General features: G+C 72.1%; 20 protein-coding genes. 11 read left to right on the plus strand and 9 right to left on the minus strand.

Features of this window, described 5'->3' with window-relative positions:
* Window positions 1-81: 81 nt before the first annotated feature.
* Window positions 82-1,491: an amidase gene (locus O7632_RS06975; RefSeq protein ID WP_278112379.1), complete on the plus strand. Its 1,410-nt coding sequence runs from the start codon at window positions 82-84 to the stop codon at window positions 1,489-1,491.
* Window positions 1,492-1,560: 69 nt separating this feature from the next.
* Entirely contained in the window at window positions 1,561-2,802 is a 1,242-nt protein-coding gene (gene ilvA / locus O7632_RS06980) for a threonine ammonia-lyase (protein ID WP_278112381.1), read from the plus strand.
* Here the strand turns inward: ilvA and O7632_RS06985 are convergent.
* The 3 genes from O7632_RS06985 to O7632_RS06995 form a co-directional block, all read right to left on the minus strand.
* Entirely contained in the window at window positions 2,799-3,020 is a 222-nt protein-coding gene (locus O7632_RS06985) for a hypothetical protein (protein ID WP_278112383.1), read from the minus strand. The two genes, ilvA and O7632_RS06985, sit on opposite strands and share 4 nt — an antisense overlap.
* A gap of 150 nt (window positions 3,021-3,170) precedes the next feature.
* Window positions 3,171-3,671 carry a transcription elongation factor GreA gene (greA, locus tag O7632_RS06990; protein ID WP_278112385.1) on the minus strand — a complete coding sequence of 167 codons (501 nt, stop codon included), beginning with the start codon at window positions 3,669-3,671 and terminating at the stop codon, window positions 3,171-3,173.
* A gap of 130 nt (window positions 3,672-3,801) precedes the next feature.
* Window positions 3,802-4,266, minus strand: a complete 465-nt coding sequence (locus O7632_RS06995) for a DUF4307 domain-containing protein (protein WP_278112387.1) — start codon at window positions 4,264-4,266, stop codon at window positions 3,802-3,804.
* A gap of 242 nt (window positions 4,267-4,508) precedes the next feature.
* On the opposite strand from O7632_RS06995, the gene mca reads away from it, so the two are divergent.
* From mca to purE, 7 genes are all read left to right on the plus strand, one after another.
* Window positions 4,509-5,390, plus strand: coding sequence for a mycothiol conjugate amidase Mca (gene mca, locus O7632_RS07000; RefSeq protein ID WP_278112389.1), 882 nt, complete (start codon window positions 4,509-4,511; stop codon window positions 5,388-5,390).
* 95 nt (window positions 5,391-5,485) lie between these two features.
* Window positions 5,486-5,734 (plus strand): hypothetical protein, encoded by a 249-nt coding sequence (locus O7632_RS07005; protein WP_278119900.1) that lies wholly within the window; start codon window positions 5,486-5,488, stop codon window positions 5,732-5,734.
* A 278-nt stretch (window positions 5,735-6,012) separates the two neighbouring features.
* Window positions 6,013-8,766 (plus strand): GGDEF domain-containing phosphodiesterase, encoded by a 2,754-nt coding sequence (locus O7632_RS07010; RefSeq protein WP_278112391.1) that lies wholly within the window; start codon window positions 6,013-6,015, stop codon window positions 8,764-8,766.
* Complete coding sequence (locus O7632_RS07015) at window positions 8,763-9,341, plus strand: HAD family phosphatase (protein ID WP_278112392.1); 579 nt, start codon at window positions 8,763-8,765, stop codon at window positions 9,339-9,341. Before O7632_RS07010 ends, O7632_RS07015 begins: the two co-directional genes overlap by 4 nt.
* 131 nt (window positions 9,342-9,472) lie before the next feature.
* Window positions 9,473-11,569, plus strand: a complete 2,097-nt coding sequence (locus O7632_RS07020) for a thioredoxin domain-containing protein (RefSeq protein WP_278112394.1) — start codon at window positions 9,473-9,475, stop codon at window positions 11,567-11,569.
* Between the two features lie 12 nt (window positions 11,570-11,581).
* A complete protein-coding gene (locus O7632_RS07025) occupies window positions 11,582-12,805 on the plus strand; it encodes a 5-(carboxyamino)imidazole ribonucleotide synthase (protein ID WP_278112396.1) in 1,224 nt (407 codons plus the stop codon).
* Window positions 12,802-13,290: a 5-(carboxyamino)imidazole ribonucleotide mutase gene (gene purE, locus O7632_RS07030; RefSeq protein ID WP_278112398.1), complete on the plus strand. Its 489-nt coding sequence runs from the start codon at window positions 12,802-12,804 to the stop codon at window positions 13,288-13,290. The genes O7632_RS07025 and purE overlap by 4 nt, the downstream gene beginning before the upstream one ends.
* Before the next feature lie 54 nt (window positions 13,291-13,344).
* Here the strand turns inward: purE and O7632_RS07035 are convergent, their stop codons facing one another.
* The 4 genes from O7632_RS07035 to O7632_RS07050 all read right to left on the minus strand — a co-directional run bounded on the left by O7632_RS07035 (window position 13,345) and on the right by O7632_RS07050 (window position 22,319).
* Window positions 13,345-18,681 carry a permease gene (locus O7632_RS07035; protein ID WP_278112400.1) on the minus strand — a complete coding sequence of 1,779 codons (5,337 nt, stop codon included), beginning with the start codon at window positions 18,679-18,681 and terminating at the stop codon, window positions 13,345-13,347.
* Window positions 18,682-18,779: 98 nt separating this feature from the next.
* Window positions 18,780-20,159 (minus strand): IS607 family element RNA-guided endonuclease TnpB, encoded by a 1,380-nt coding sequence (tnpB, locus tag O7632_RS07040; RefSeq protein WP_278112402.1) that lies wholly within the window; start codon window positions 20,157-20,159, stop codon window positions 18,780-18,782.
* Window positions 20,156-20,740, minus strand: coding sequence for an IS607 family transposase (locus O7632_RS07045; protein ID WP_278112404.1), 585 nt, complete (start codon window positions 20,738-20,740; stop codon window positions 20,156-20,158). The genes tnpB and O7632_RS07045 overlap by 4 nt, the downstream gene beginning before the upstream one ends.
* A gap of 151 nt (window positions 20,741-20,891) precedes the next feature.
* Window positions 20,892-22,319 (minus strand): UDP-glucose/GDP-mannose dehydrogenase family protein, encoded by a 1,428-nt coding sequence (locus O7632_RS07050; protein ID WP_278112405.1) that lies wholly within the window; start codon window positions 22,317-22,319, stop codon window positions 20,892-20,894.
* A 300-nt stretch (window positions 22,320-22,619) separates the two neighbouring features.
* Between O7632_RS07050 and O7632_RS07055 the strand changes: the two genes are divergently transcribed.
* On the plus strand, window positions 22,620-23,813 hold the full coding sequence (locus O7632_RS07055) for an acyl-CoA dehydrogenase family protein (protein WP_278112406.1): 1,194 nt from the start codon (window positions 22,620-22,622) through the stop codon (window positions 23,811-23,813).
* Window positions 23,814-23,853: 40 nt separating this feature from the next.
* Here the strand turns inward: O7632_RS07055 and tnpA are convergent, their stop codons facing one another.
* Window positions 23,854-24,321 (minus strand): IS200/IS605 family transposase, encoded by a 468-nt coding sequence (gene tnpA / locus O7632_RS07060; protein ID WP_278112408.1) that lies wholly within the window; start codon window positions 24,319-24,321, stop codon window positions 23,854-23,856.
* On the opposite strand from tnpA, the gene O7632_RS07065 reads away from it, so the two are divergent.
* Entirely contained in the window at window positions 24,230-24,937 is a 708-nt protein-coding gene (locus O7632_RS07065) for a transposase (RefSeq protein ID WP_278112410.1), read from the plus strand. The two genes, tnpA and O7632_RS07065, sit on opposite strands and share 92 nt — an antisense overlap.
* A gap of 46 nt (window positions 24,938-24,983) precedes the next feature.
* Here the strand turns inward: O7632_RS07065 and O7632_RS07070 are convergent, their stop codons facing one another.
* The gene (locus tag O7632_RS07070; RefSeq protein WP_278112413.1) at window positions 24,984-26,204 is read right to left on the minus strand and encodes a hypothetical protein; all 1,221 of its coding nucleotides are present in this window, start codon (window positions 26,202-26,204) and stop codon (window positions 24,984-24,986) included.
* Window positions 26,205-26,221 lie beyond the last annotated feature (17 nt).

Raw genomic sequence — 26,221 nt, forward strand, 5'->3', positions numbered from 1 at the left:
GAGGGTCACCCCGGTCCTCACCGACGCCGCGGCACGAACGCACCGCCGCGGTGCCCGCGTACCGGTTGCCTGGAGGGTGCCGTGCACGACATCGTACCGACCTGGGTCGGAACCACCGCCCGGCAGATCGCCCGCGCCGTACGACGTGGTGACGCCTCCGCGACCCAGGTGGTGGCCGACCACCTCGACCACGTCGCCCGGGTGGACCCGCTGGTGTCGGCGTTCCGGACGGTACGCGGCGGCGAGGCGATCGTCGAAGCGGAGAAGGTCGACGAGCAGGAGGACCTGGCCAACCTGCCGCTGGCCGGGGTGCCGGTGGCGGTCAAGGAGAACACCCCGGTCGCCGGGCTGCCCACCTGGCGTGGTTCGGCCGCCGCGCGGACCGAGGTCGCCGAGGACGACCATGAGGTCGTCCGGCGGTTGCGCGGCGCGGGCGCCGTGGTACTCGGCGTGACCCGGATGCCGGAGTTCGGGCTCTGGGCGACCACCGACGACCCGACCGCGGCGAGCCGTAACCCGTGGGACGTGACCCGTACCCCCGGCGGCTCCTCCGGCGGGGCGGCGGCCGCCGTCGCCAGCGGCATGGTGCCGATCGCCCACGGAAATGACGGATTCGGCTCGATCCGGATCCCGGCAGCCTGCTGCGGCCTGCTCGGGCTCAAGCCCGGCCGCGACGTGGTACCCCGCCAGCTCGGTGCCGACGACTGGTTCGGCCTTACCGAGCACGGCATCCTGGCCGGTTGCGTGGTGGACGCGGCCACCGGATTCGCGGTGCTCGCCGGCCGGCGTCCGGAGAAGCTGGTCCAGCCCGACCGGTTGCGGGTCGCGGTCTCGCTCACCGCACCGGTGGCCGGAATCCGGCTCGACGCGCCGAACCGGGACGCCGTGGCCGCGACGGCCCGCCGGCTGACCGAGGCCGGACACGACGTGGCAACGGTCGACCTGCGCTATCCGGCCGCGCTGGGCCTGCGGGGTCTGGCCACCTGGTTCGCCGCCGCCGCCGGGGACGCTGCCGTCAAGGACGCCGCCGCCGGCCGTGCCGGCGGGCGGGACCTGCAACCCCGTACCCGCCGACACGTCGCGCTGGGCCGGTGGGCGCGGCGGCGCGGGTACGTGCGGGAAGCCGACCGGGCCGGCTGGCGGGAACGGATGCTCGGGTTCTTCGCCGACCAGCGGGCCGACGTCCTGCTCACCCCGGCGTTGGCCAGTACACCGCCGGCGGCGCTCGGCTGGTCCGGTCGGTCCTGGGCGGCCAACATGCTGAGCTGCATCCGGTACGCCCCGTACGCCGCCCCGTGGAACATGGCTGGTCTGCCGGCGCTGGTGGTGCCCGCCGGCCTGCGCCCGGACGGTCTGCCGGTCGGGGTGCAGCTGGTCGGACCGCCCGGTTCGGAACTGCTGCTGCTCGCCGTGGCCGGCCAGTTGGAGCTGCTCGCGCCGTGGCCCCGGCACGCGCCGTCCTGGCCCCGGCCCGCCGCCACGGTCAGCTGAGCCGGGGCTACGGTCAGCTGAGCCGGGGTCACGGCTATCACGTAGTTCAGCGGCGATCCTGGAGTTCGGATGACGGATCTGATCGGCCTGCCCGACGTACTCGCTGCCCGGGAAGTGTTGAGCTCGGTGGTCCGGGTGACGCCGCTGGAGCCGTCGCGCCCGTTGACCGCCGCGCTGGACGGACCGGTCTGGCTCAAGTGCGAGAACCTCCAGCGCGCCGGCTCCTACAAGGTACGCGGCGCCTACCTGCGCATCTCCCGGCTGACCGCCGACCAGCGCCGCCGGGGTGTGGTGGCGGCCAGCGCCGGCAACCACGCACAGGGTGTCGCGCTCGCCGCCGGGCTGCTGGAGACCGCCGCGACGGTCTTCATGCCGGTCGGCGCCCCGCTGCCGAAGGTCACCGCCACCAAGAACTACGGCGCGCGGGTGGAGTTCGCCGGCACGACGGTCGACGAGGCGCTGGTCGCGGCCCGCGCGTTCGCCGACGACACCGGCGCGATCCTGATCCATCCGTTCGATCACCCGGACGTCATCGCCGGTCAGGGCACCGTCGCGCTGGAGATCCTCGACCAGTGTCCCGAGGTCGCCACGATCGTCACCAGCGTCGGTGGCGGTGGCCTGGTCTCCGGGATAGCGGTCGCGGCCAAAGCGATCAACCCGGCCGTACGGGTGATCGGGGTGCAGGCGGCGAGCGCGGCGGCCTACCCGGCGTCGCTGGCGGCCGGGGCGCCGGTACGGCTGGACCATTTCGTCACCATCGCTGACGGGATCGCGGTCGGCCGGCCCGGCGATTTGACCTTCGCGCACGTCGAACAGCTGGTCGACGAGATCGTCACGGTGACCGAGGAGGACATCTCCCGGGCTCTGCTGATGCTGTTGGAGCGGGGTAAGCAGGTCGTCGAGCCGGCCGGCGCGGCCGGGGTGGCCGCACTGCTGGCCGGTGTCGTGCGCCCGCAGACTCCGGTGGTGGCGGTGTTGTCCGGCGGCAACATCGACCCGCTTCTGCTGCTGCGCGTGATCGAACACGGTCTGGCCGCCGCCGGGCGGTACCTGCGGTTCACCGTCCGCTGCGGGGACAGCCCGGGTCAGTTGGCGACGTTGCTGTCGCTGATCGCCGAACGCCGAGCGAACGTGGTGGACGTCGAGCATCAGCGTCGCAATCCACGGCTGCGGTTCGGTGAGGTCGAAGTCGAGCTTTCCGTGGAGACGCGCGGGCCGGAGCATTCGGCGGCGCTGGTCGACGAGCTGCGGGGTCACGGCTACCAGGTGACGTTCGCCGCAACGGGTGCGGCCGGTGTGGCCGGGGACTAGCCGGACCGGACCGTCGCCGTCGTCGCCGTCGGCAGTTCGCTGGTGTCGCCGGTCCGGGGAGCCGGTATCGCAGCCGCCGGGGCGGTCACGCCGAACCTGAGCCCGCTGCCGGTGATCAGGAACCCGGACAACACGAAGAAGCCGTAGACCGAGATCAGCCCGATCGAGTTGTGCCGGGAAGAAACCGGTCCTCCAGCGTCGGCAGTTGACGAAGGCACGCCCAGGGCAGCGTCACGGGCGGTCCTCGCTCGCGTGGCGTCGGCGACTGTGGCACCTAGCGATGCGGAGAGAACCTGGCCAACCCGGTCCGGAGATCGGGTTTGCCTGGCGGCGGATCGCTGGCTGGATCGGCCGCAGGAGGTTGGACCCTAGCCGGCGAACGGTTCGAACTTGTCGATGGTGACCTTGATGTCGGCACCGCTGGGGGCGGTGTAGGTGACGGTCTGCCCTTGGCGGGCGCCGAGAATCGCCTTCCCGAGGGCGGATTCCGGGCTGTAGACCGTGAGGTCGGTGGTCGAGGAGATCTCTCGCGAACCGAGCAGGAACGTCTCGGTGTCCTGCGGGTCGTCGTCGAAGTGGATGGTGACGACGGTCCCCGGCGCGATCCGGTCGGCGTTGGGTGCTTCACCGACCTGCGCGGTGCGCAGGAGTTCCTGCAGATAGCGGATCCGTGCCTCTTGTTTGCCCTGCTCCTCACGAGCGGCGTGGTAGCCGCCGTTCTCGCGGAGGTCACCTTCCTCACGCCGGGCGTTGATCTCGGCGGCTATCGCCGTCCGTCCGGCGATCAGCTCGTTGAGCTCGGCCTGGAGCCGGTCGTACGCGTCCTGGGACAGCCAGGTGGCGGGCGCCTCGCGGTCGGTCGTGGACACAGACGATCTCCTTGTGGGATTGCGGGCGGACGAGGTCGAACTACAAACGTACCAGTGATGGTCACGTCCGCGACGTGGTTGAAACCTCGCCCGCCGCCGGTCCGGCCCGGGAGCCGTCGGTCACCGCGCCTCAGTCGGCCGGCCGACAGCGGGGCACTTCGCCGAGAAAAGCACGACTGTCGGTCTCCAGCCGGTATGTGGTCCTGACCAGTCGTTCGCCCGGTTGCGCCGCCACGGTGACCTCGGCCCGGCCGACCTCGGCACCGTCGCGCGAGCGGGCGCGGACCAGACACACGGCGGACCCACCCGGGGGTACGGTGACCGCGAAGTCGATCAGGATCTGCTCCTCGGTGACGTCGGTGTAGGTGATCACCTCGGGGTCGTAGGCGGGGTCGCCGTAGAGCGTGTACAGCCGGGCGGCCACTGCCGTCGCGGCCAGGACGGCGACCGTCGCGAGCAGCGCGGTCACCCACGGGCGACGGCGACGCGGCGCGCGTCGCCGGCCGTACCTGCCGGCGGGAAAGACCGGCGCGGTCGTCGAGGACGGAGGGAACACCGGCGTGGTCGGTGTGGTTGTGGCGGAAGTGTCGGTCACCGGGACGTCTCCTTGGCGCGGGACGGTCTCCATGGCGGTCGGGTCTCCGTGGCGATGGGGTCTCCGAGGCGAGGTGGTCGGTGCCGTCGGTGAGAATGGTCGTCGGGTCTCATTGTCGCAGCCGCTGATCGGATCGACATGGGCAGGTCAGGACGGGGGCGGGTCGCGGCCGGCCCGGACCGGGCAGGTGGACCGGGCCGGGCGGGTGGTGACCGGTCCGGCGATTCACGAGGGAGCATCGGGTGGTAGAGCAACTGCGTCTGATGGCGGTGCACGCGCACCCTGACGACGAGTCGAGCAAGGGCGCGGCCACGATGGCCCGGTACGTCGCCGAGGGAGCCCAAGTGCTGGTCGTCACCTGCACGGGCGGTGAACGGGGCAGCGTGTTGAACCCCAAGCTGGACCGGCCGGACGTCTGGGAGAACATCGCGGAGATCCGCCGGGCCGAGATGGACGCCGCGCGGGCGATTCTCGGCGTGGAGCAGGCGTGGCTGGGGTTCGTCGATTCCGGCCTGCCCGAGGGCGATCCGTTGCCGCCGTTGCCGGCCGGCTGTTTCGCGTTGGAGGAGGTGGACGTGGCCGCCGGACCACTGGTCCGGTTGATGCGGGAGTTCCGCCCGCACGTGGTCACCACGTACGACGAGGACGGCGGCTACCCGCATCCGGACCACATCATGTGCAACCGGGTCAGCCTGGCGGCCTTTGACGCGGCCGGTGATCCGGCCCGCTATCCCGAGCTCGGGCAGCCGTGGCAGCCGTTGAAGCTGTACTACTGCATGGGCTTCACCAAGGCCCGGATCCTCGCGCTGCACGAGGGCATGCTCGCCGCCGGTCGCGAATCGCCGTACCAGGAGTGGTTGGAGCGCTGGGATGACCGGCCGGACAAGGGTGATCGGATCACCACCCGGGTCGAGTGCGCGGAGTACTTCCCGGTCCGCGACGACGCGCTGCGGGCGCACGCCACCCAGGTCGATCCGGACGGCTTCTGGTTCCAGGTGCCGATGGAGGTGCAACGGCAGGCCTGGCCTACCGAGGACTACGAACTGGTGCGGACGTACGTCGACAGCCCGGTGCCCGAATCGGACCTTTTCGCCGGAGTACGGGAGCGGCTGGAGCGGTCCTGACCTGCTGGGCGTAGCGTGTATCTCTCACCCGGCTTCCGAGGAGCGCCGTCATGCTGAGTGCCGTCCGTGCCGCGATGGCGGACCACGCCCTGGCGATGGATACCGTCCTGGCGACGAACAACTTCGGGGACACCCGGTCGGGTGGTCTGGCGGGACCGATGGGTTTGTTCCTCATCCTCCTGCTGGCCGCCGCGACCGTGTTGCTGATCCGGAACATGAACGTTCGACTGCGTCGGCTGCCCGAGCGGTTCGACGATCAGCGTCCGGAGGACGAGACTCCGTCGGCGGCGTCTGATGTCCTTGATCTGACAGAACGCGGCGGGCGTCCCGGATCGCCTTTGTAAGCGCTTACATGTGCTTCTACCAGGGGATTTTCGGCCCGTCGGGTGCCGTCCGCCGCTAATCCGGCCCCGCAGCCCCTGTTGTCGCAATCCGCTTTGGCTTAGCCTTCCGCCGGGGACCTTCGTTCCCCCGGACGCGCGCGGAAAGGGGCGACCATGGATGGCGGAGTCGGTGCCCCGTGTCGGGTCGGACCGGCGACACCCCGATCCCACGCCCGTCCGGCGGCGGCTGCCCGCGACGCACACCGAGGCATGCCGACCGTGTCTGTCAGGATCGATCCATGACGTCGTCGCCGTCGCTGCCGCCGTCGGCTGGAGACGACGCCTCCGCGGCCCTGGACAACTCCACGGACCGCCCGGATCCGGACCAGGGTGACGCTGTCGGGTCGACCAACGACTCTGTCGGACCGACCAGCGGGGCCGTCCGGCCGACCAGCGGGGCCGCCGCTCCGGCAGTCGGCCGAGTCCTGGCCAGTGCCGACAGTGCCCCGCGCCCCGCCGGGCCATGGCGGCTGTGGGTCTTCACCGGCGCGGTCCTGGTGGCCGCGATCGTCACCGTCGTCATCGGAGGGCTCACCGCCGTCGAACCTTCGGGCTTCGAGGGCATCAGCGCCGAAGCCCGGTTCGCGATCGTGGCGCTGTTGCTCGGCGCGGCCCAGCTCGCCCGGCTCCGCCTCCGGATCGGTGCCGGCACGGTCAGCTTCACCTGGGGTGAGGCGGCGTTGATCGTCGGACTTCACCTGATCCCGGCCGGCTGGTTGCCGGCGGCCGCCGCGATCGGCGTCGGGATCGCCTGGACCCTACTGTCGATCTTCTCCGACCGGCGGACCGTCGCGGAGGTCGCCCGGGTCACCGGCTCGCTGACCGTCGCGGTAGCGGTGGCCAGCGTCGTCACCAGTACGGTGGCCGACCCGTACGGCCAACGGATCACCCCGGTCGTGGCTGTCGCCGCCATCGGTGGAGCCCTCGCCTACCTGCTGCTGACCGCCGCGCTGGCCACGGTGGCCCTCACCTTGCGGCACGAGCGGCCGTTCGGTGCCACCCTGGTCCACGCGCTGCGGACCAAACTGTTGATGTTCGTCGGCAACGTTCTGGTCGGCCTGGTCGCCGTCGCCATGATCGGTGCCGATCCGCGCTGGCTGTTGCTGTTGCCGCCGGCGCTCTGGCTGTTGCAGCAGACCTACGGACAGCGGCTGCGGGCTCAGGACGAGCAGCGCGCCTGGCAGGAGTTCGCCGAGGTCACCCGGGCGTTGAACAAACTCGACGAGTACGCGGTCGCCCAGGCGGCGGTCAACGGCGGACTGACGTTGTTCGGGGCCGAACGCGTCGAGGTGGACGTCCAGCGCGTCGACGGACGACGCTGGCGTTACGTCGGGGACGCCACCGGAGCGTGGCATCACGCGGAGATCGCGGAAGCCGTGGAACCGACACCGGAACCGGGACCGACCGCCGCCGTCACCGACGACGACAGCGGTTACGACCAGATCCTCGTCCGCCCGCTCTCGGTCGAATCGGCCGAGGTCGGCCAGCTGCGGGTTCATCTACCAGCCGCCGTCGTGCCCGGTCGTCGTGACCGGGACGCCCTCGCCGCGTTCGGTGAGACGCTCGCCGTGGCCCTGCACGACGCCGCCACCCACCGCGAACTTCGCCGACTCACCGCGTGGACGGCGCACCAGTCGATGCACGACCCGGTCACCAAGTTGCTCAACCGGCCGGCGTTGCTGGCCAAGGGGGACACCGCGCTGCATCAGCTCGGCCACGACCATCCGGTGGCGCTGCTGATGCTCGACATCAAGCGGTTCAACGAGGTCAACGACACCCTGGGCACCGCGGCCGGAGACGAACTGCTGCAGTCGGCGGCCGACCGGCTGACCGCCGGACTGCGGCCGGGTGAGCTGCTCGGCCGGCTCGGCAACGATGAGTTCGCCCTGCTGCTGACCTCGTTGACCGCATCTGACGGCGAGCCCGACACCCGGTTGTCGCCGACCGGAACGGCGATGCGGCGGGCGGGTGAGATCGCCGACACGCTGGCAGAGCCGACCGAAGTCGCCGGGGTCCGGATGTCCGTCGAGGGCGCCGTCGGGGTGGTGGTCGCCGGCGCCGGAACCGCCGACATGAACGAGCTGCTGCGCCGGGCCACCATCGCGATGAACCAGGCCAAGGAGATCGGCGGCAGCGTCGCCGGTTACGACAGTGCCAAGGACGCCGCGAGTACCGACCAACTCGCCCTGCTGGCCGAGCTGCGCACCGCCCTGGACGTCGACGACCAGCTGGAACTCGCCCTGCAGCCCGCCGTCGACCTGACCACCGGCGCGCCGACCGGGGTCGAAGCGTTGATCCGTTGGCGTCATCCCCGTCGTGGCCGGCTGACCCCGATCGACTTCGTCCGGGCCGTCGAGAGCAGCGACCTGCTCGGCCCGTTCACGCGGTACGTGGTCGACCGGGCGCTGTCCGCGGCCGCGGAATGGGCCGAGCACGGTATCGAAGTGCCGATCTCGGTCAACGTGTCCGCGCGTAGCCTGCTTGATCCGCAGCTGCCGGCCGAGATCGGTGAGCTGCTGCGCCAGCATGCCGTACCAGCGCATCGTCTGGTGCTGGAGATCACCGAGACGGTGGTGATGAGCGAGCTCGAGGTCATCGACGAGGTGCTGGCCCGGCTGCGCGAGATGGGCGTGCAGCTGGCGGTCGACGACTTCGGCACCGGCTTCTCCTCACTGGCGTTCCTGACCCGGGTCACCGTCGACGAACTCAAGGTCGACCGGTCCTTCGTGGTCCGGATGGCGGACTCACCCCGGGACGCCGCTATCGTGCGGCACACCGTCTACCTCGGCCGGGAGATGGGCCTACGGGTGGTCGCCGAAGGTGTCGAGACCGCCGAACAACGCGCGACGCTGGCCGCGCTCGGCTGCGCCGCCGCGCAGGGATACCACTTCTTCAAACCGATGCCGGCTGACAAGATCATCGCGGTGCTGCGCTCGTTGCTCGACTCCGCGCAGGCGCAGATCTACCCGCTTCGCGCGGACGGTGCCTCGTGAGCAGCTGGCTGGTGTTCGACTACGGCCAGGTGATCTCGTTGCCGCAACCGCCGGACGAGATGGCGGCGATGGCGCGACTGGCGGAGTTGCCGCTGGACACCTTCAGCGAAGGCTACTGGCGGCACCGCGACGTCTACGACTCCGGCTGCCCCACCGAGCGGTACTGGAGTCTGGTCGTCGGACGACCGTTGGCCGCCTCCGACCAGCTGGTGTCCGATCTGGTCGCCGCCGATGTCGCGAGCTGGTCCCACCTCAACCCGAGCACCCTCGACCTGCTCGACGAACTGGCCGCCGCCGGGCACCGACTCGCTCTGCTGTCCAACGCTCCCGAAGCGATCGCCACGGCCATCGACGCCGCGCCCTGGGCCGCCGGATTCACCCACCGGCTGTTCAGCTGCCGGCTGGCGCTGGCCAAACCGGACCCGGCGATCTTCCACGAACTGCTGCGTCAGCTGGCCGCGCCTCCGGACCAGGTCACCTTCGTCGACGACCGTCCGGAGAACGTCCGGGCCGCCGCCGAGGCAGGTCTGACCGCGCTGCGGTATCCGGAGGTGCCCTCGCCGACCCGGCGGTGACCGGCGGGTCGCGTTCGATCCCGGCCGCCGTACCGGACCGGCTCCGGTGGCGCCGTACCCGGACCGGGGCGTGATGTCCGCCCGGACTGGCTATGGTCGGACAGGAACGACGACATCAAGGAGTGGCCAGGGTGAACCGTCTCGGTACGGCGACCAGTCCCTATCTGCTGCAGCACGCCGACAATCCGGTGGACTGGTGGCCCTGGTGCGCGGAGGCGTTCGACGAGGCCCGTCGCCGGGACGTCCCAGTGTTGATCTCGGTCGGGTACGCGGCCTGCCACTGGTGTCACGTGATGGCACACGAGTCGTTCGAGAACACCACGGTCGGAGAACTGATCAACGACAACTTCGTGGCGATCAAAGTGGATCGGGAGGAACGGCCTGACGTGGACGCGGTCTACATGACCGCCACCCAGGCGATGACGGGTCAGGGGGGTTGGCCGATGACCGTCTTCGCCACCCCGGACGGCACCCCGTTCTTCTGCGGAACCTACTTCCCACGTCCCAACTTCGTCCGCCTGCTGCAGTCGGTCGACGCCGCCTGGCGGGACCAGCGGGAGGCGGTGCTCCGCCAAGGCGCCGCCGTGGTCAGCACCATCGGCGGGGCCCAGGCGGTCGGCGGCCCGACCGCGCCGCTGACCGCCGAGCTGCTGTCGGCGGCGGCCGGGACGTTGGCCAAGGAGTACGACTCGACGCACGGCGGCTTCGGCGGTGCGCCGAAGTTCCCACCCCACCTCGACCTGCTCTTCCTGCTCCGGCACCACCAGCGCACCGGTGACCCCGACAGCCTGGAGATCGTTCAGCACACCTGTGAGGCGATGGCCCGAGGCGGCATCTACGACCAACTCGCCGGGGGCTTCGCCCGGTACGCCGTGGACGCCACCTGGACCGTGCCGCATTTCGAGAAGATGCTGTACGACAACGCGCTGCTGCTCCGGGTGTACAGCCTGCTGTGGCGGTTGACCGGGGACCGGATGGCGGCCCGGATCGCCCGGGAGACCGTACGCTTCCTCGCCGAGGCGCTGGCCGTACCCGGCGGTGGCTTCGCCTCCGCGCTCGACGCCGACACCGACGGGGTCGAAGGTGCCACCTACGTCTGGACGCCGCAGCAGTTGATCGACGTGCTGGGGGAGTCGGACGGTCGCTGGGCGGCCGACCTCTTCGACGTCACCACCGCCGGCACCTTCGAGCACGGGACCAGCGTCCTGCGGCTGGCCCGCGACGTCGACGACGTTCCGGTCGCCGGGTTCGACCGGGTTCGCGCGGCCCTGCGCCGGTCCCGGGCCGGCCGTCCGCAACCGGCTCGCGACGACAAGGTGGTGGCGGCCTGGAACGGACTGGTGGTCACTGGTCTGGTCGAGTTCGCCACCACCGCTTTCGCGCTGGCTGACGGTGCCTCGGCTGACGGTGCCTCGGCTGACGGTGCGCTGGCTGACGGTGCCTCGACCGACGACGCGGCCGGGCGGCTGCGGGCCGACGCGGAACTCGCCGTCGAACTGGCGACCGCCGCCGGCGCCTACCTGGCCCGTACCCACCTGGTCGACGGGCGGCTGCGTCGAGTGTCCCGGGACGGGCAGGTGGGCACCCCGGCCGGCGTCCTCGACGACTACGGGTGTGTCGCGGAGGCGTTCTGCGCGCTGCATCAGCTGCGCGGTGAGGGCCGCTGGCTCGACCTGGCCGGCGAGTTGCTCGACGTGGCGCTGGCGCGGTTCGGCACCGGTGACGGCGGCTTCTACGACACCGCCGACGACGCCGAACAACTGGTCGCCCGGCCGGCCGACCCGACGGACAACGCCACCCCGTCCGGGCTGTCCGCGACCGCCGCCGCGTTGACCGCCTACGCCGCGCTGCGCGGCGCGTCCGACTACCGGGCGGCGGCGGAGCGGGCGTTGGCCACCGTCGCGCCGATCGTCGCCCGGCACCCCCGGTTCACCGGGTACGCGGCGGCGGTCGGCGAGGCGCTGCTCTCCGGCCCGTACGAGATCGCGGTGGTCACGGCGGACCCGACGGTCACCGTGGACCCGTCCGCTGACCCGCTGCTGCGGGCGGCGTACCGGCACGCCCCGCCGGGCGCGGTCGTGGTCGCCGGGTTGGCCGACCAGCCGGGTGTGCCGTTGCTGGCGGACCGACCGATGCTCGGCGGGGCGTCCACCGCGTACGTCTGCCGGGGTTTCGTCTGCGACCGACCGGTCACCTCGGCACCGGACCTGATCGGGCAGCTGGGTTAGGCTGACGCCGCTATGGATACCCGTACCGGTCTGCCCGTCGTCGGCATGGTGGGCGGTGGGCAGCTCGCCCGGATGACCCACCAGGCGGCCATCGCCCTCGGCCAGTCGTTGCGCGTCCTGGCCCGCACCCCGGAGGACGGCGCCGCGCTGGTCGCCGCCGACGTCCAGTACGGCGAACACACCGACCTGGCCGCGTTGCGCACCTTCGCCAAGAGCTGCGACGTGGTGACCTTCGACCACGAGCACGTGCCCGGGGAGCACATCCGGGCGCTGGCGGCCGAAGGTGTCCGGGTCCATCCCGGTGCCGACGCGCTGCGCCACGCCCAGGACAAGGCGGTGATGCGCCAGCGGCTGACCGAGCTGGGTGTGCCGGTGCCGCGTTGGCGGCGGATCGCGGGCCGTGACGAGCTGGCGGCCTTCGGTGCCGACGTGGGTTGGCCGGTTGTCGTCAAGACCGCTCGTGGCGGCTACGACGGGCGCGGTGTCTGGGTGCTGTCGTCGCCCGACGGGTTGGCCGCCGCCGGCATCGATCCGGCGTCCGCCGGTTCGGAGCAGGGAGCCGGTGCCGGCTCGGCGCGGGGGTCCGCCGCTGGCTCGGCGTCCGCCGCCGACCCGGAGCTGATCGCCGAGGAACGGGTCCGGCTGACCCGCGAGTTGGCGGTCCAGGTGGCCCGGTCACCCTTCGGGCAGATCGCCGTCTATCCGGTGGTGCAGACCGTGCAGCGGGACGGGATCTGCGTCGAGGTGCTGGCCCCGGCCCCGCAGCTGTCGGAGGAGCTCGCGGTGCGCGCCCAGCAGTTGGCCATCGACCTGGCCACCGCGCTCGACGTGGTCGGCCTGCTGGCGGTGGAGTTGTTCGAGGTGTCGGGCGAGTTGTTGGTCAACGAATTGGCGATGCGTCCGCACAACTCCGGGCACTGGACCATCGAAGGTGCCCGTACCTCTCAGTTCGAACAGCATCTGCGGGCGGTGCTGGACTACCCGATGGGTGACACGGCGTTGACCGCGCCGGTCGTGGTGATGGCGAACGTGCTCGGCGGTCCGGCCGGCGGGATGGGCGTCGACGAACGACTGCATCACCTGTTCGCCACCGATCCGGCGGCCAGGGTCCACCTGTACGGCAAGCAGGTCCGCCCCGGTCGCAAGATCGGTCACGTCACGGTGCTCGGTGACGAGCTTTCCGAGGTACGGGCCCGGGCCGCCCGGGCCGCCCGCTGGCTGCAGGAGGGGCGATGATCGGCGTCATCATGGGTAGCGACTCGGACTGGCCGACCATGCGGGCGGCGGCCGAGGCACTCGACGAGTTCGGCGTCGATCACGAGGTACGGGTGGTGTCCGCGCACCGGACGCCACGGGCCATGCTCGACTACGCGGCCTCCGCCGCCGGCCGTGGCCTGCAGGTGATCATCGCGGGGGCGGGCGGTGCGGCGCACCTGCCCGGCATGGTGGCGTCGATGACGCCGTTGCCGGTGATCGGCGTACCGGTGCCGCTGAAGCACCTCGACGGAATGGATTCGTTGTTGTCGATCGTGCAGATGCCGGCCGGGGTGCCGGTCGCGACGGTGTCGATCGGCGGGGCCCGTAACGCCGGCCTGTTGGCGGTCCGGATCCTCGCCGCCGCCGATCCGGTGCTGCGTGCCAGGATGTCGGCGTACCAGGAGGACCTGGTCAAGCTGGTGGAAACCAAGGACGCCGCCCTGCGCGCCTCCCGGACCGGCTGAGGTCCCACGCGCTCAGTCAGCCGCGGGCCTGGGCGGCGTGCACGGCGGCTCCGCTCACCGCATGCCGCGCAGCGCGCCACGGACCCGCTCCTGGGTCTGTCGCCGCCACTCGCTGCCCGCCCCGAGCGCCAGCAGCACCAGCCCGACCGGGATGAGCATCAGCCAGGGGCCGAAGAAGGTCAACGCGTGCAGCGCGGTGATCGCACTGACCGCGGTACCGACCACCACCGGTGCCTGTTGCTGACTCATCGCGCCGATCAGCAGGGTGCCGACCCCGCCGAGCAGCAGCAGCACCTGCCGCATGCTGTTGTCGCCGCTGGCGATCACCAGGACCAGGCTCGGCAGGAACGCCGCCGCCAGCGCCGGACCGTACGCCGTCCAGCTGCTCAGGTCGGGCCGGTGCCGCAGCTCCAGCACCCCGACCAGCAGCGCGAGCGCGGCGAACGGCAGGGTGTACGCCTCGGTGAGCGCGACGTCGGCGATCCGCATCAGCATCCACCAGGCGGCGATCTCGCATCCGACGGCGATCCAGAACAGGACGCGACGTTCCATGGCCCGCCGGCCGGGTCGGGTGGCGGTGACGCCGAGCACCGCGCCCCACGCCGCCAGCAGACCGGCCAGGTGCGGGGTGGAGTCGTAGGCCAGCGCCAGCGCGAGCAGCGCGGCGGCGTAGCTGCTCCACTCGACGACGGCGGCTTCGCGTAGCGCCTCCGGACGACTGAGCCGGGGCAGTCGGGTGGCCGAGAGGATCAACGCGGCACCGACGGCGAGCACCCCGAACGCCGACCAGGTGGGCGGCAGGCCGGCGACCAGGCCGAGGGTCAGTACGAAGAGCTGCGCCATCACCGAGGCGAACAGCCAGCCCAGGATGCGGGCCGGCTGGCTGCGTCCGAAGAAGGCCGCCACCGCGCCGACCCCGACCGCGCAGCCGAGGGTGAACACCGTCAGTTCGTCGTTGGCCAGTGCCCCGGCGAGGCCGGCACCGCCGGCGGCCAGTCCGATCAGGAACAGCGCCCGTCGGGCGATCCGCAACGGTCGGTGCCGTTCGGTGTCCGGCGGGGGCGTCGTCAGCGCCAGTCCGAGCATGGCGACCGCGAAGACCAGCAACGCGGCCATCGTGCCGGCCGGCCACGGCACACCGAACGACATCGGGGTGATCAGCAGGGTGACCGCCGCGCCGGGCAGCACCACCGGTACGGTCTGGCCGGCCTGTCCGCTGTTGAATCCGGTGGCGGCCAACGCCGCCGCCACGGTCAGTAGCAGCGCGGCGAGCACGTTCGTCGCTCCGACCGCCGCGTCCGGTGGGTCCAGCAGCCCGGCGGACGGCCCCTGCCAGATGCCGGTCAGCGTCTGGTAGGGCTCGACCAGCGCGGCGACGAGCGCCGGTGCCATGGCGGCGACGGCGAGCGCGGTCGGCAGCGCGGCGGCGACCAGCGCGCCCTTGACCGGGCTCACCGTCCACCGCTGTCCCACCTCCAGCGGTCCCGGACGGCTCCACTCGCCGCCGAACATCGCCCATCGCCGGGTCGGCCGGGCCAGCTCGCGAGGTGGGGTGGTGGCGGCGCGCAGCAGCTCGGCCAACACTCCGAGCAGCGCCGCGCCGGCGGCGTACATGCCGGTGGGCAGGTCGGTGGGCAGCGACGCGAGAGCGGTCACGGTCACACCGGCGACCAGACCGACCGTCGCGTACGGAAGGTAGTGCGGAACGTGGCGGCGGACGACCGCCAGCACGGCGACACCCAACGCGGAGGCGGCCAACGCGCCGGTCAGCACGACCTGGGTGGTCCAGCCGAGGGTGGCCGCGAAGGCGGCGACCGCCCCGGGCAGCGCGAGCAGCGCGGCACCGGCGGCGGTGCCGCCGACCTTGGCCAGGTGCGCCGGCATCCAGCCCGGCTCGGCCCGTCCGGTCTCTCCCGCCGGCCCGGTCTGTCGATGACCGTCGTCGTACCGGTCGTCGCGGAACGCACCCTCGTCCGTCTCGTCGAACTCGTCGCCGAGCAGGTCGTCGGCGGATCGGTCGTCGGGGTCGCCGGTGGCGGAGTTCGTCCGATCGGTCGCCGGCCCGGATTCGCGCGCGACGACGTTCGCTATCACCCGGGCGAGTACGGCCACCACCACACAGGTCAGCACGATCACGCCGAGGGCGGCGGCGGTGGTCCACGGACGTACCAGGCTGGCCCCGACGGCGTACAGGGCGACGGCGCCGGCCACGGCGGCTCGGGCGGTCGCGGCCTGCGGGTCCTCGGCCGCGACCGCCATGATCCCGTACCCGATTGCCACCACGAGGCCCACCATGATCGGTGACCACCAGGGCAGCCCCAGCGCGGCCGGGGTGCCGACGGTGGCCAGGGCGACCAGCACCCCGGCGGCGTGGAAGGACCAGGGCCGGGGCAGCACCACAGCGGCCGCCATCGCCAGCAGCACCAGTGCGATCGGCACCTGCCACGAGTTGGCCGCGACGTCGGTGGACCAGGCGTCGAGATCGGCCTGCCACAGCTGTCCCGGAGTCGCCAATGCCTGAACGCCACCGGCGACCGCGGTGTAGCCGGCGAGCACGGCGAGGAGTCCACCGCCGACCGCCGCGCCGAGGACGGGTCCCCGGCGCCAGTGCTCGGGCATGGCCCGGACGCCGACGGCGACGACCAGGGTGAGTGCCGCTCCCGCGACGAGTTCGACGCCGGGGACCACGATCGCGCCGACCCGCGACAGCGTGGCGATCAGTCCGGCGGTCGCGGCGGCGGCGGCGTAGTCCGGGCCGTCGAGCAACCGGTCCGCGCGCCGGCCGGCGTCGATCGACGGAGCTAGGAAGATCAACACCGCGCCGAGCAGCAGCACCACGGCGACGCCGGTGTCCCAGACGGTGGCTCCGGGCGCTCCGAACGTGGCGGCGGTCACCGCCAACGCGCCCAGCCCGGTGCCGAGCGCCACCGGCATCGGAATCTGCCGCTGGGCGACCTGCGCCAGGGCGGCGTAGCCGAGCGTGCCGCAGACGGCGAGGAAGCTGGCGGCCAGGATCGGAGCCGTCGTGTCCCGTACCGCTGCGGCGGTGAGGGCGACCCCGGGGACCAGCGCGGTGACGAACGCGGCCACCCCGCCCGGGAAGGCGAGCGCGGCGCCGCCGGCCGCCCAGCCGCCGACGAAGTCGGCGGCCGGCCGTCGGCGGATCTCCGGCAAGCTGCCGGCGACCGCGAGCAGCACCCCGGCGGCGGCCAGCACCAGCAGGACGGCGGCGGTGGATCCGGGTCGGGTGAGTGCGGCACCGGCACCGACCGCACCCACAAGTCCCGCCGCGCCGACGTGCACCCGGGCCGCGCGTTCGGTGGGTGCCAGGAACCCGGCGGCGGCCACACCGATCGCCGCCAGCACCGGCAACCATGGTGCCGCGTACCAGGCCAGCCCGAACGAGGCCGGTACGGCGATCGCGGTCAACGCCACGCCCGCGACGGTCGATTCGTGGCGCCACTCGGCCGGCATCGCGATCGCGGCGGCGACGGTGACCAGCGCGGCGGCCAGCGCGAGCTGCCAGTCGGCCGGCCCGGCGAAGACGTCCAGCCGCTGCTGATATGCCGCCAGGTCGGCTTCCCAGGCCGGCAGCGCGGCCCGGACCACGGCCAGCGCCGCCCGCAACGCGCCGCCGGCGACGAGCACACCGAGCACCGCCAGCGCGGCGGCCGACGCGAGTTGCGGGCCCCGGTGCAGACGTTCCGGCAGCGCCCGTACGGCGATCCCGGTGACCGCCACGACGACGGCGATCACCAGCAGCGCGCGGCCGGGTAGTCCGACGGCCGCGATCCGGCTGGCGGCCCCGATCACCGCCAGGGTGAACACCCCGGCGGCCAGATCCGGCAGCGGCCGGTGCCGCAGGGTGAACGCCCCGACCAGGCCGACCCCGGCCGCGAGCAGGAGGACCGCACCGGCCCACAGCGCGGCGGGCACGGTGTCGGCGCGCAGTACGGCCACGATGGCGCAGACGAGCGCCACGGCGACGGCCAAGCCGTGCAAGGTCCAGATCAGGTCACGGAGCCAGAGGGTCGCCGCGCTCGGTGCCGGCGGTGCCCACCCGGGTACGGCCGATCCGCTGGCGCCGACACCGACGCCATCGGCGTCGCGGTCGGCCGCCGTGCGGGCCGCCCGACCTCCCGGGCGGCCGCCCGGCGGCTCGCCGTCGACGACCGCGTCGGTCTCCTCGGGGGCGCTCTCCGGCCGGTCGGCGCCACCGTCGGCGGGATGCGTCGGACCGCCCGGAGCGGGCGGCCGACCGGCGTCGCCGGGTCGGCCTCCCGCCCCGGGTCGACCGCCCGCCCCGGGTCGACCGACGTCACCCGGAACGGGCTGCGGGTTGGTCGACGTGGTCTGGTCGGCGGGGCGTCGCCAGGGCGTCGCCAGCCGGCCGGTGAGCCCGCCGGACGAGGTGAGCAGCCCGGCGGTGCGCGTCATCTGGGCCAGGCCGATGTCGACGGCCGCCACCGCCGTCAGCGCCAGCGCCCACCCGGTGGCACCACTGATCAGATCGGAGAAGAGCAGCGGGACGACCGGCTGCACCGCCAACGCCATGGCGTACCGGGGAAGCTTGAGCCCGGTGGTCGCGGCATAGGCACCGGCCACGCCAGCCGTGACGGCGAAGGTGAGTCCGGCGAAGACCGCGCCGCTGAGCGGGCCGGCGCGGACCGCGTCGATGGACCACAACGCGTAGCCGTCGATCGGGACCAGCACCAAGGCGACCGCCGCGATCGTCTCGGCCGTGGAGGTCAGCCCACGAGCGGCGACCAGCGGTGGCGCCGCCAGCAGCAGAAACGTCCCGACGAACAGGATGGCCAGCCGGGTCGGATCGGGTAGCGCGCTGTTCGCCACGGCGGCGAACACGACCACCGCCATCAGCGCGCCGAGGCCGAGTAGGACGTTCTGAATCTCCAGCGGGGACGCCTCGGGCCGGGACTGGTCGGCGGCCATCGCCCGGGTCGGATCATCCCCCGCCGACGCGGGCGGGTAGCCGGCCTCGTCGATGTCGGGTGAGGACTCGGCCCCGGGTTGGTCGTCGTCCGACGACGGCGGCGTCTGCCTGGGAAAACGCGGCGGAGCGGTGCCGACGCCGGCGGTCGGTGGCCGGCGTCCGGCCCGCCGACGGACCGAGACCCGAGGTGCCGGGCCACGCCGGCCCGCCGCGCCGCCGGTGGAGAGGATGTCCCGCTGGAAGATCGCCGCCTGCAGATCGCTGGCGATCTTCTTCTGCTCCTTGGCCAGCGCGACGTCACGCGCCTTCATGTCGGCGATCGAGCGTTCGATCCGCGCCAGGTCCTCGGCGAACTGCGGTTGGACCGCCCCGCACCGGGGGCAGGTCGCCGCGACCGGCACGCTTCGCCCACACGAGGTGCAGCGGTACGCCGTACTCATGGCACCTCCTCCACGCCCGGACCCGGCCCGGACCAGCACTGTGGACCACCCGTACGAAGCATGCCTAAACCAAGCAACTGTTGAACAGCCGTTACCTCTCAGTGTGCTCTAGTGAGCACATGGTTGGTAGTCCCGCCTTGCGGTGGGACGGTCCCGGTCTGAGCGGCGGGTGCCGTGCCGGGTTCACGCTTCTCGGCCACCTGCCCGCGTACGCGGGTCTTCTGGTCGGCTCCACGTGCTGCCACCGGGCCACTCCCGGCGGTGTCGTACCCGGCGGCCAGGGCGGCCAGGTTACGGGCGGCGTTGTGGTCGCGGTCGATGACCAGGCCGCAGGCCGCGCAGTGGTACTCACGCTCGGACAGGGCCAGCTTGGTTTTCGCCGTGCCGCAGCCCGAGCAGGTTTTCGAGGAGGGGTACCAGCGGTCGGCCACGAGCAGCCTGCCGCCGTTCCAGGTGGTCTTGTACGCCAGTTGCCGTCGCAGTTCGGCGAATCCCGCGTCGGCGATGTGCCGGGCCAGCCCGCGGTTGGCCAGCATCCCGGCCACATGGAGGTCTTCCGCCACGACCGTGCCGTGCTCACGGGTCAGCCGGGTGGTGAGCTTGTGCAGCCCGTCGCGGCGCAGACGAGCGACCCGGGCGTGTGCTCGTCCGAGGCGGGCGGAGGCGCGCCGCCACCGGTTCGACGGACGTCGGCCGGTGCGCCGGTCCGGGCCTTGCCGGCGCGACAGGGTCCGGCCGAGTGTCCGTAGCCGGGACCGCGCGTCGGCGAGGTGTCGCGGGTTCGGTACCAGTTCGCCGGTGGACAGCACCGCGAGATGCGTGATGCCCACGTCCACACCCACCACCGAGTCTGGTCGGGTCGGCCGCCGGACGGCGCGGTCGACCTCGACGGTGAACGCGACGTGCCAGCGTCCGCCGTGACGGCGCACGGTGGCGGACATGATCCGGGCGGTGCCGGCTTCCACCCGGCGGGCGAGTTTGCGGGTGGACTCGTGTACCTTCAGCCGGCCCAGTCGGGGCAGCACCACATGTTTACGGTCCGGCTCGACGCGGATCGCGCCGGTGGTGAACCGCACGCTGGGTGTGGTGCGGTGGCGGGATTTGAACCCGGGAAACCCGACCGGGCGGCCGGTCCGCACGCCGTTTCGGGAGTCGGCCCAGTTCTTCAGGCCACGGGCGAGCGCGTCCAAGCCGGTGTTGAACGCCTCCTTGGACACCTCCGGCCACCACGGCGCCACATCCCGCTTGGCCGCGTTCCACGCCTTCCGCAGCGCGGGCAACGACCACGACACCGCCGGGGTGAGCCGGTCGTCGGCGACACCGTACGAACGCTCGGCGGCCCGCTGGTCCATCACCGCCTTGACCCGCGCGAGGGCCCAGTTGTGCGCCACCCGCGCCGCCCCGGCGTGCCCGAGCACCGCGCGTTCCTGGCCCGGGGTGAGATCCAGGGCGAACCGGTACGCCTGAATCGTCTTCACACCGGACCGCCCGCTGCGGTGACAGCCTCGACAGCCCGGCGGACCCGGTCCGCCGCCGCCCGCCGCCCGTACAGGCGAACGCACAACGAGGTGAGGATCTCCGTCACGTCACCGACCAGGTCGTCGTCCACCCCGGCCGGGTCGACAACCAGGAGGCGCCGGCCCTGCGCGGCGAGTGCCGCCTCGACACACCCGGCGCCGAAGCGGGCGAACCGGTCCCGGTGTTCCACCACGATCGTCGAGACAGTCGGGTCTCGGAGCAGGGCCAGGAACTTCGTGCGATGTCCGTCCACCGCGGACCCCACCTCGGTCACCACCCGGGACACCGACAGCCGCTGGCCGGTCGCCCACACGGTGACCCTGGCGACCTGCCGGTCCAGGTCCGCTTCCTGGTCGGCGGACGACACCCGGGCGTACACCACGACCTGCCCGGTGTCAGTCGGGGCAGCGGCGAGTGGGTCGCCGACCATGATCAGGCGGCCGAGTCGGTACGTGGGAACGGGCAGCGTCCCGGCCGCGTACTGCCGACGAGCGGTGACGTACGCGATGCCCTGCGACGCCGCCCACTCCTTCAAGTTCACATCGAACACCATAGCAGCCCCAAGGGCACCAAAGATGCCCAGGCCTGCAGAAGACAACTGCGCCCCGGCGGCATGGAGATCAGCCAAAAAGGGCTGACCGTGGATCACATGATCCACGGTCAGCTCCGTACGGTGGGGGACCTGAGGGGGGTCAGGGGCGGCCCATGCCCCGGTACTCCCAGCCGGCCCCGGTCCACAGGGTCGAGTCGAGACAGTTGCGGCCGTCGATCACCCGGCGGCCGGCGACCAGCTCACCCAGCGCGACGGGGTCGGCGTTGCGGAAGTCGGCCCACTCGGTCAGCACACAGACCAGGTCGGCGTCGCGGACCGCGTCGGCGATCGACGACACGTACGCCAGGTCCGGCTGGGCGCGCCGGGCGTTGTCCGTACCCTCCGGGTCGAACACCCGCACGTCGGCGCCGGTCTTGGCCAGCATCGCCGCCACCGCCAACGATGGCGCGTCGCGCACGTCGTCGGAGTTCGGTTTGAACGTGGCACCCAGCACCGCCACCCGGGTCCCGGACAGGTCCGGGCCGGCCGGCCCGGACCGGCGGCCCAGCAGTTCGGCGGCCAACTGCACCACCCTCGTGCGCCGCCGCTGGTTGATCAGATCCACCTCGTGCAGGAACCGCAGCGCCTCACCGGCACCCAACTCCTGGGCGCGGGCCTGGAACGCCCGGATGTCCTTCGGCAGACAGCCGCCGCCGAAACCGACGCCGGCCTGCAGGAACCGGTTGCCGATCCGGGGGTCGTAGCCGATCGCCCGGGCCAGCTGGGTGACGTCGCCGCCGGCGACCTCGCACACCTCGGCCATCGCGTTGATGAACGAGATCTTGGTGGCCAGGAACGCGTTCGCGGCGACCTTGACCAGCTCGGCGGTGGCGAAGTCGGTGACCACCAGTGGCACTTCCCGGTCCTCGGTGGCGGCCAGGTCGAACACGCCCTTGTGCGCGGCGTACAGCATGCCGTTGGCCCATTCGCTACGCACCCCGACCACGATCCGGTTGGGGCGCAGCACGTCCTCGACGGCGAAGCCCTCCTGCAGGAACTCCGGACTCCAGGCGACCTCGACACCGAGGTCGGCGGCGGCGTGCTTGCCGACCAGCTGCTCGATCCACTCGGCGGTGCCGACCGGCACGGTCGACTTGCCCACGATCAGCGCCTTGCGGGACAGGTGCTGGGCCAGCCCGGTGACCGACGCCTCGACGTACGACAGGTCCGCGCCCATCCCGTCGGCCCGCTGCGGGGTGCCGACGCAGATGAAGTGCACGTCACCGAACTCGGCGGTGGCGGCCATGTCGGTGGTGAACCGCAGCCGCCCGGCGGCCAGGCTCCGCTTGAGCAGCTCGTCCAGACCCGGCTCGTGGAACGGCACCTCACCGGCGGACAGCTTGGCGATCTTGTCGGCGTCGACGTCGTAGCCGATCACCTCGTATCCGAGTTCGGCGAAGCAGATGGCGTACGTCGCGCCGAGGTAGCCGGTGCCGAGGAAGGTCAGCCGGGGGCGTGGGGCACCGGAGGGCGGGGTCACCGCCGCGATGGCCGGCACGGGTTGGGTGTTCGGATACGGGATGGTCACGCCTGTGTTCTCCGCTCGCGCTGGCGGCGCTGTGGTTGCGTCGCGCTCGGTGGGTCCGGTGCCGGGGACCCGACACCAATCATCGTCGTTTTCACGTTTGCGGCACACCGCTTCTCGGCGGTCCGACCCGCCAGGGGCACCGGCCGGCTCGCCCGGGAGACGATAGTCCGTGAGCCTACGCGGGGGCGACCGGCACTGGTATTACCCGCCGGTATCCTCACAATCGGTGGGTGTCCGTCGCCGCTCGGCGACGACCATCCGAGCCCGATGCGAATCGGAACTCAGGCGAGGAGGGGCGCGATGACGTCCGGGCCGACGTTCGATGTCTATCAGATACCTGAAGAGCACTCAGCGATCCGGGAGGCGGTTCGGGAGGTATGCGACGCGAAGGTCGCGCCCAATGCGGCCGAGGCGGACGAGAAGGCCGAGTTTCCGATCGCCTCTTACGACGCGTTGCGGGCGGCCGACTTCCACGCCCCGCACATCCCCGAGGAGTACGGCGGCGCGGGCGCCGACGCCCTGGCCACCGTGATCGTGATCGAGGAGGTGGCGCGGGCCTGCGCCTCGTCGTCGCTGATCCCGGCGGTCAACAAGCTGGGCACCCTGCCGGTGCTAATCGCCGGTTCGGACCAGCTCAAACAGCGTTACCTGCCGCCGGTGGCCGCCGGTGAGGCGATGTTCTCGTACTGCCTGTCGGAGCCGGACGCGGGCAGCGACGCCGCCGCGATGACGACCCGGGCGACCCGCGACGGCGACCACTGGGTGCTCAACGGGGTCAAGCGGTGGATCACCAACGCCGGCGTGTCGCAGTTCTACACGGTGTTCGCGGTCACCGAGCCGGGGGCGCGGTCGCGCGGCATCTCGGCGTTCGTGGTGGAGAAGTCCGACCCGGGGGTCAGCTTCGGCGCGCCGGAGCGCAAGCTCGGCATCAAGGGCTCGCCGACCTGCGAGGTCTACCTGGACAACGTACGGATCCCGGCCGACCGGATGATCGGCGAACCCGGCACCGGGTTCGGCACCGCGATGCGCACGCTCGACCACACCCGGGTGACCATCGCCGCGCAGGCCGTCGGCATCGCCCAGGGCGCGCTCGACGTCGCCCGGGGGTACGTGCGCGAACGCACCCAGTTCGGCAAGCCCATCGCCGACTTCCAGGGCGTCCAGTTCATGATCGCCGACATGGGCATGAAGCTGGAGGCGGCCCGGCAGATGACCTACGCCGCCGCCGGTCGATCGCAGCGCGGCGACGCCGATCTGACGTTCTTCGGAGCGGCCGCCAAGTGCTTCGCCTCGGACGTGGCGATGGAGATCACCACGGACGCCGTCCAACTGCTCGGCGGTTACGGCTACACCCGGGACTTCCCGGTCGAGCGGATGATGCGCGACGCGAAGATCACCCAGATCTACGAGGGCACCAACCAGGTGCAGCGGATCGTAATGGCCCGCCAGCTACTGGAATGCGGGCCAGTGCTCCGGCCTTCAGGCCGGGGGTGAAGGCCCGCACTGGGAGGGCCGCCACGGCCCGAGCAGTGCTCTAACCTGGCCGGTTCTGCTGCTCGATGTACTGCTTCACGATGCTCGGTGGTGTGCCGGCGACGGAGCCCGCGAAGTACGAGCCCGACCAGAGCTTGTTGGCCCGGTGGTAGTGGTCCACGAGGTCGGGGAATTCCTGCCGCAGGCGGCGCGAGGAGACGCCCTTGAGTGAGTTGACCAGGCGGGCCACGGCCACCTTTGGCGGGAACTCGACCAGCAGGTGGACGTGGTCATGGCCGCCGTTGAACTCGACCAGTTCGGCCTCGAAGTCGCGGCACACGTCCCGCATGATCTGTTCCATGCGGGTCAGGTGCCGGTCGGCGAACACCTCGTGCCGGAACTTCGTCACGAAAACGAAGGCGTTCGGGTGCGCCCGGGTGGTGTTCAACGACGGGCTGCGCGCACGCCAGACCGCCCGCGAGCAGGGTCTGCCGTACGTGTCGGACGCCGAGCTGTCGAAGCGGGCCATCACACGGGCCAAGGCGACCCCGGAGCGGGCGTGGCTGGGCGAGGTATCCGTCGTAATGTTGCAGCAGGCCCTCGCGGACCTGAACACGCAACAGGCCCTGTCCCGCACACAGCGGGGCAGCAACCGCCGTGAGAAGGCCGTCGTGAAGGTCGCCAGGGCGCACGCCCGGGTGGCCGACACCCGGCGGGACTGGCAGCACAAGCTGTCCACGACGATCATTCGCGAGAATCAAGCGGTGTACGTCGAGGATCTGTGTGTCGTCGGTCTCGGCCGCACGAGGCTGGCGGCGTCCGTCCACGACGCGGGATGGTCGTCGTACGTCGCCATGGTGGAGTACAAGGCGGCGAGGTACGGACGCACGTTCGCCCGGGTGGACCGGTGGCTCCCGTCCACCCGGATGTGCTCGGACTGCGGGCGCGTCAACGGCCGGATGGCGTTGAACGTCCGGTCGTGGGTGTGTCCGTGTGGCGGTCTCCACGACCGGGATGTCAACGCGGCGATCAACATCAAGGCCGCCGGGCAGGCGGACTTCAACGACCGTGGAGCGCGGGTGGGACCGGGACCCGTCCCGGCACCGCGCGGTGAAACGGTAACCCACCAGAACACAAGCGCGTGACACGCGCGGTGTGGCTGGAATCGCCGCCGTTTAGGCGGCGAGGATGTCAATGGCCTAGCTTCTGCGTGGCGTCGGGGTCGACCGGGGTAGCGGTCGGCGTGGCGTGCCCCGGCGGCGGGTAGGCGGCCGGCGGCGGCGGAGTGTGCCGCAACGAACTGGTGTCGGCTTCGGCGGTCAGGGCTTCGGTGTGTTGATCGTCGGCCGCCGAAGCCTGCGGGCCGTCGTCGTCGCCGCGGTCGTCGCGCGGGCTGTCGTCGGCGGCGGTCGGTGCCACGGACTGTGCCGATGTCGTGACGATGCGGGTGGTCTCGTCGGCCGGGGATGTCGCTGGCGGGGCTGCCGGGCTGGTGACGATGCGGGTGGTCTCGTCGGCCGGGGACGTCGCTGGCGGGGCTGCCGGGCTGGTGACGATGCGGGTGGTCTCGTCGGCCGGGGACGTCGCTGGCGGGGCTGCCGGTCGGCGTACGGCCACGGTCGGGTCGTCCATCCGGTGCCCCGGTGGCGTCAGCCGCATCGTCTCCAGCTCAGGCTCGCTGGCAGGGGCCGGCGCGGGGCCAGATACCGGCGGTACCGGCCGAGGCGGGGATCCGGTGGCCTGGAAGGCGATCGTCGGATCACCGCCACTGGGACCGGCTGGTGGGGCCGGCCACGTCGCGGTGGGCTGCGGCGCAGGCGGGCCGCCCGGGCCGCCGTGGGCGACCCCGGCCGGCGGATATCCAGGCTGGTGGTAGCCGGCATGGCCCGCTGCGTAGCCGCCCTGGCCAGGGCCGGGACCGCCCCAGCCGGGCGCACCTGGGCCTGGCAGCGGCGCGGTTCTGGCCACCTCCGACGCGGCCGGAGCGCCCGCGTACAGCGCCACCACCCGCGCGCCCCGCCACCGACGAGGGCTGAACACCGTCGCGAGCAGCGGTACGGCCAGCACGACGGCCAGCCCTTCGGCCGGTGCGGTGAGCACGAAGTCGGTGCCGAGAAAGCGGCGCGGCACCGTGCTGTAGAAGCCCGCGAGGTCCCAGACCGACCACGCTGACACGGCCAGCAGGGCTAAACCGGCCAACGCCGGCCCCACGGGGGAGAACCGGGGCACGACGAGCAGGGCGTAGAGCAACCCGGCGACGCCCAACGCGGCCAGTCCGACGAACAGACCGGCCGGGGGATCGACGTACCCGAGCGCCCGGGACTCCGCGTACTCCCGCAGCCCGATCCCGGCGAGGAACCAGATGACCGGCGTGAGGACCAGGGACAGGACCAACGAGCCCACGTGCCGCATCTGACCTCCTCGAAGGG

This window comes from Solwaraspora sp. WMMD406, assembly GCF_029626025.1.
In the GTDB taxonomy this organism is placed as follows: Bacteria; Actinomycetota; Actinomycetes; order Mycobacteriales; family Micromonosporaceae; genus Micromonospora_E.

Bases quoted from the DNA above. Each gene is read 5' to 3' on its own strand.
- O7632_RS07070 (WP_278112413.1), bottom strand. From the start codon at position 26,204: ATGCGGCACGTGGGCTCGTTGGTCCTGTCCCTGGTCCTCACGCCGGTC.
- O7632_RS07035 (WP_278112400.1), bottom strand. From the start codon at position 18,681: ATGAGTACGGCGTACCGCTGCACCTCGTGTGGGCGAAGCGTGCCGGTC.
- O7632_RS07055 (WP_278112406.1), top strand. From the start codon at position 22,620: ATGACGTCCGGGCCGACGTTCGATGTCTATCAGATACCTGAAGAGCAC.
- O7632_RS07025 (WP_278112396.1), top strand. From the start codon at position 11,582: ATGGATACCCGTACCGGTCTGCCCGTCGTCGGCATGGTGGGCGGTGGG.
- ilvA (WP_278112381.1), top strand. From the start codon at position 1,561: ATGACGGATCTGATCGGCCTGCCCGACGTACTCGCTGCCCGGGAAGTG.
- tnpA (WP_278112408.1), bottom strand. From the start codon at position 24,321: ATGGCCCGCTTCGACAGCTCGGCGTCCGACACGTACGGCAGACCCTGC.
- purE (WP_278112398.1), top strand. From the start codon at position 12,802: ATGATCGGCGTCATCATGGGTAGCGACTCGGACTGGCCGACCATGCGG.
- O7632_RS07010 (WP_278112391.1), top strand. From the start codon at position 6,013: ATGACGTCGTCGCCGTCGCTGCCGCCGTCGGCTGGAGACGACGCCTCC.
- O7632_RS07005 (WP_278119900.1), top strand. From the start codon at position 5,486: ATGGATACCGTCCTGGCGACGAACAACTTCGGGGACACCCGGTCGGGT.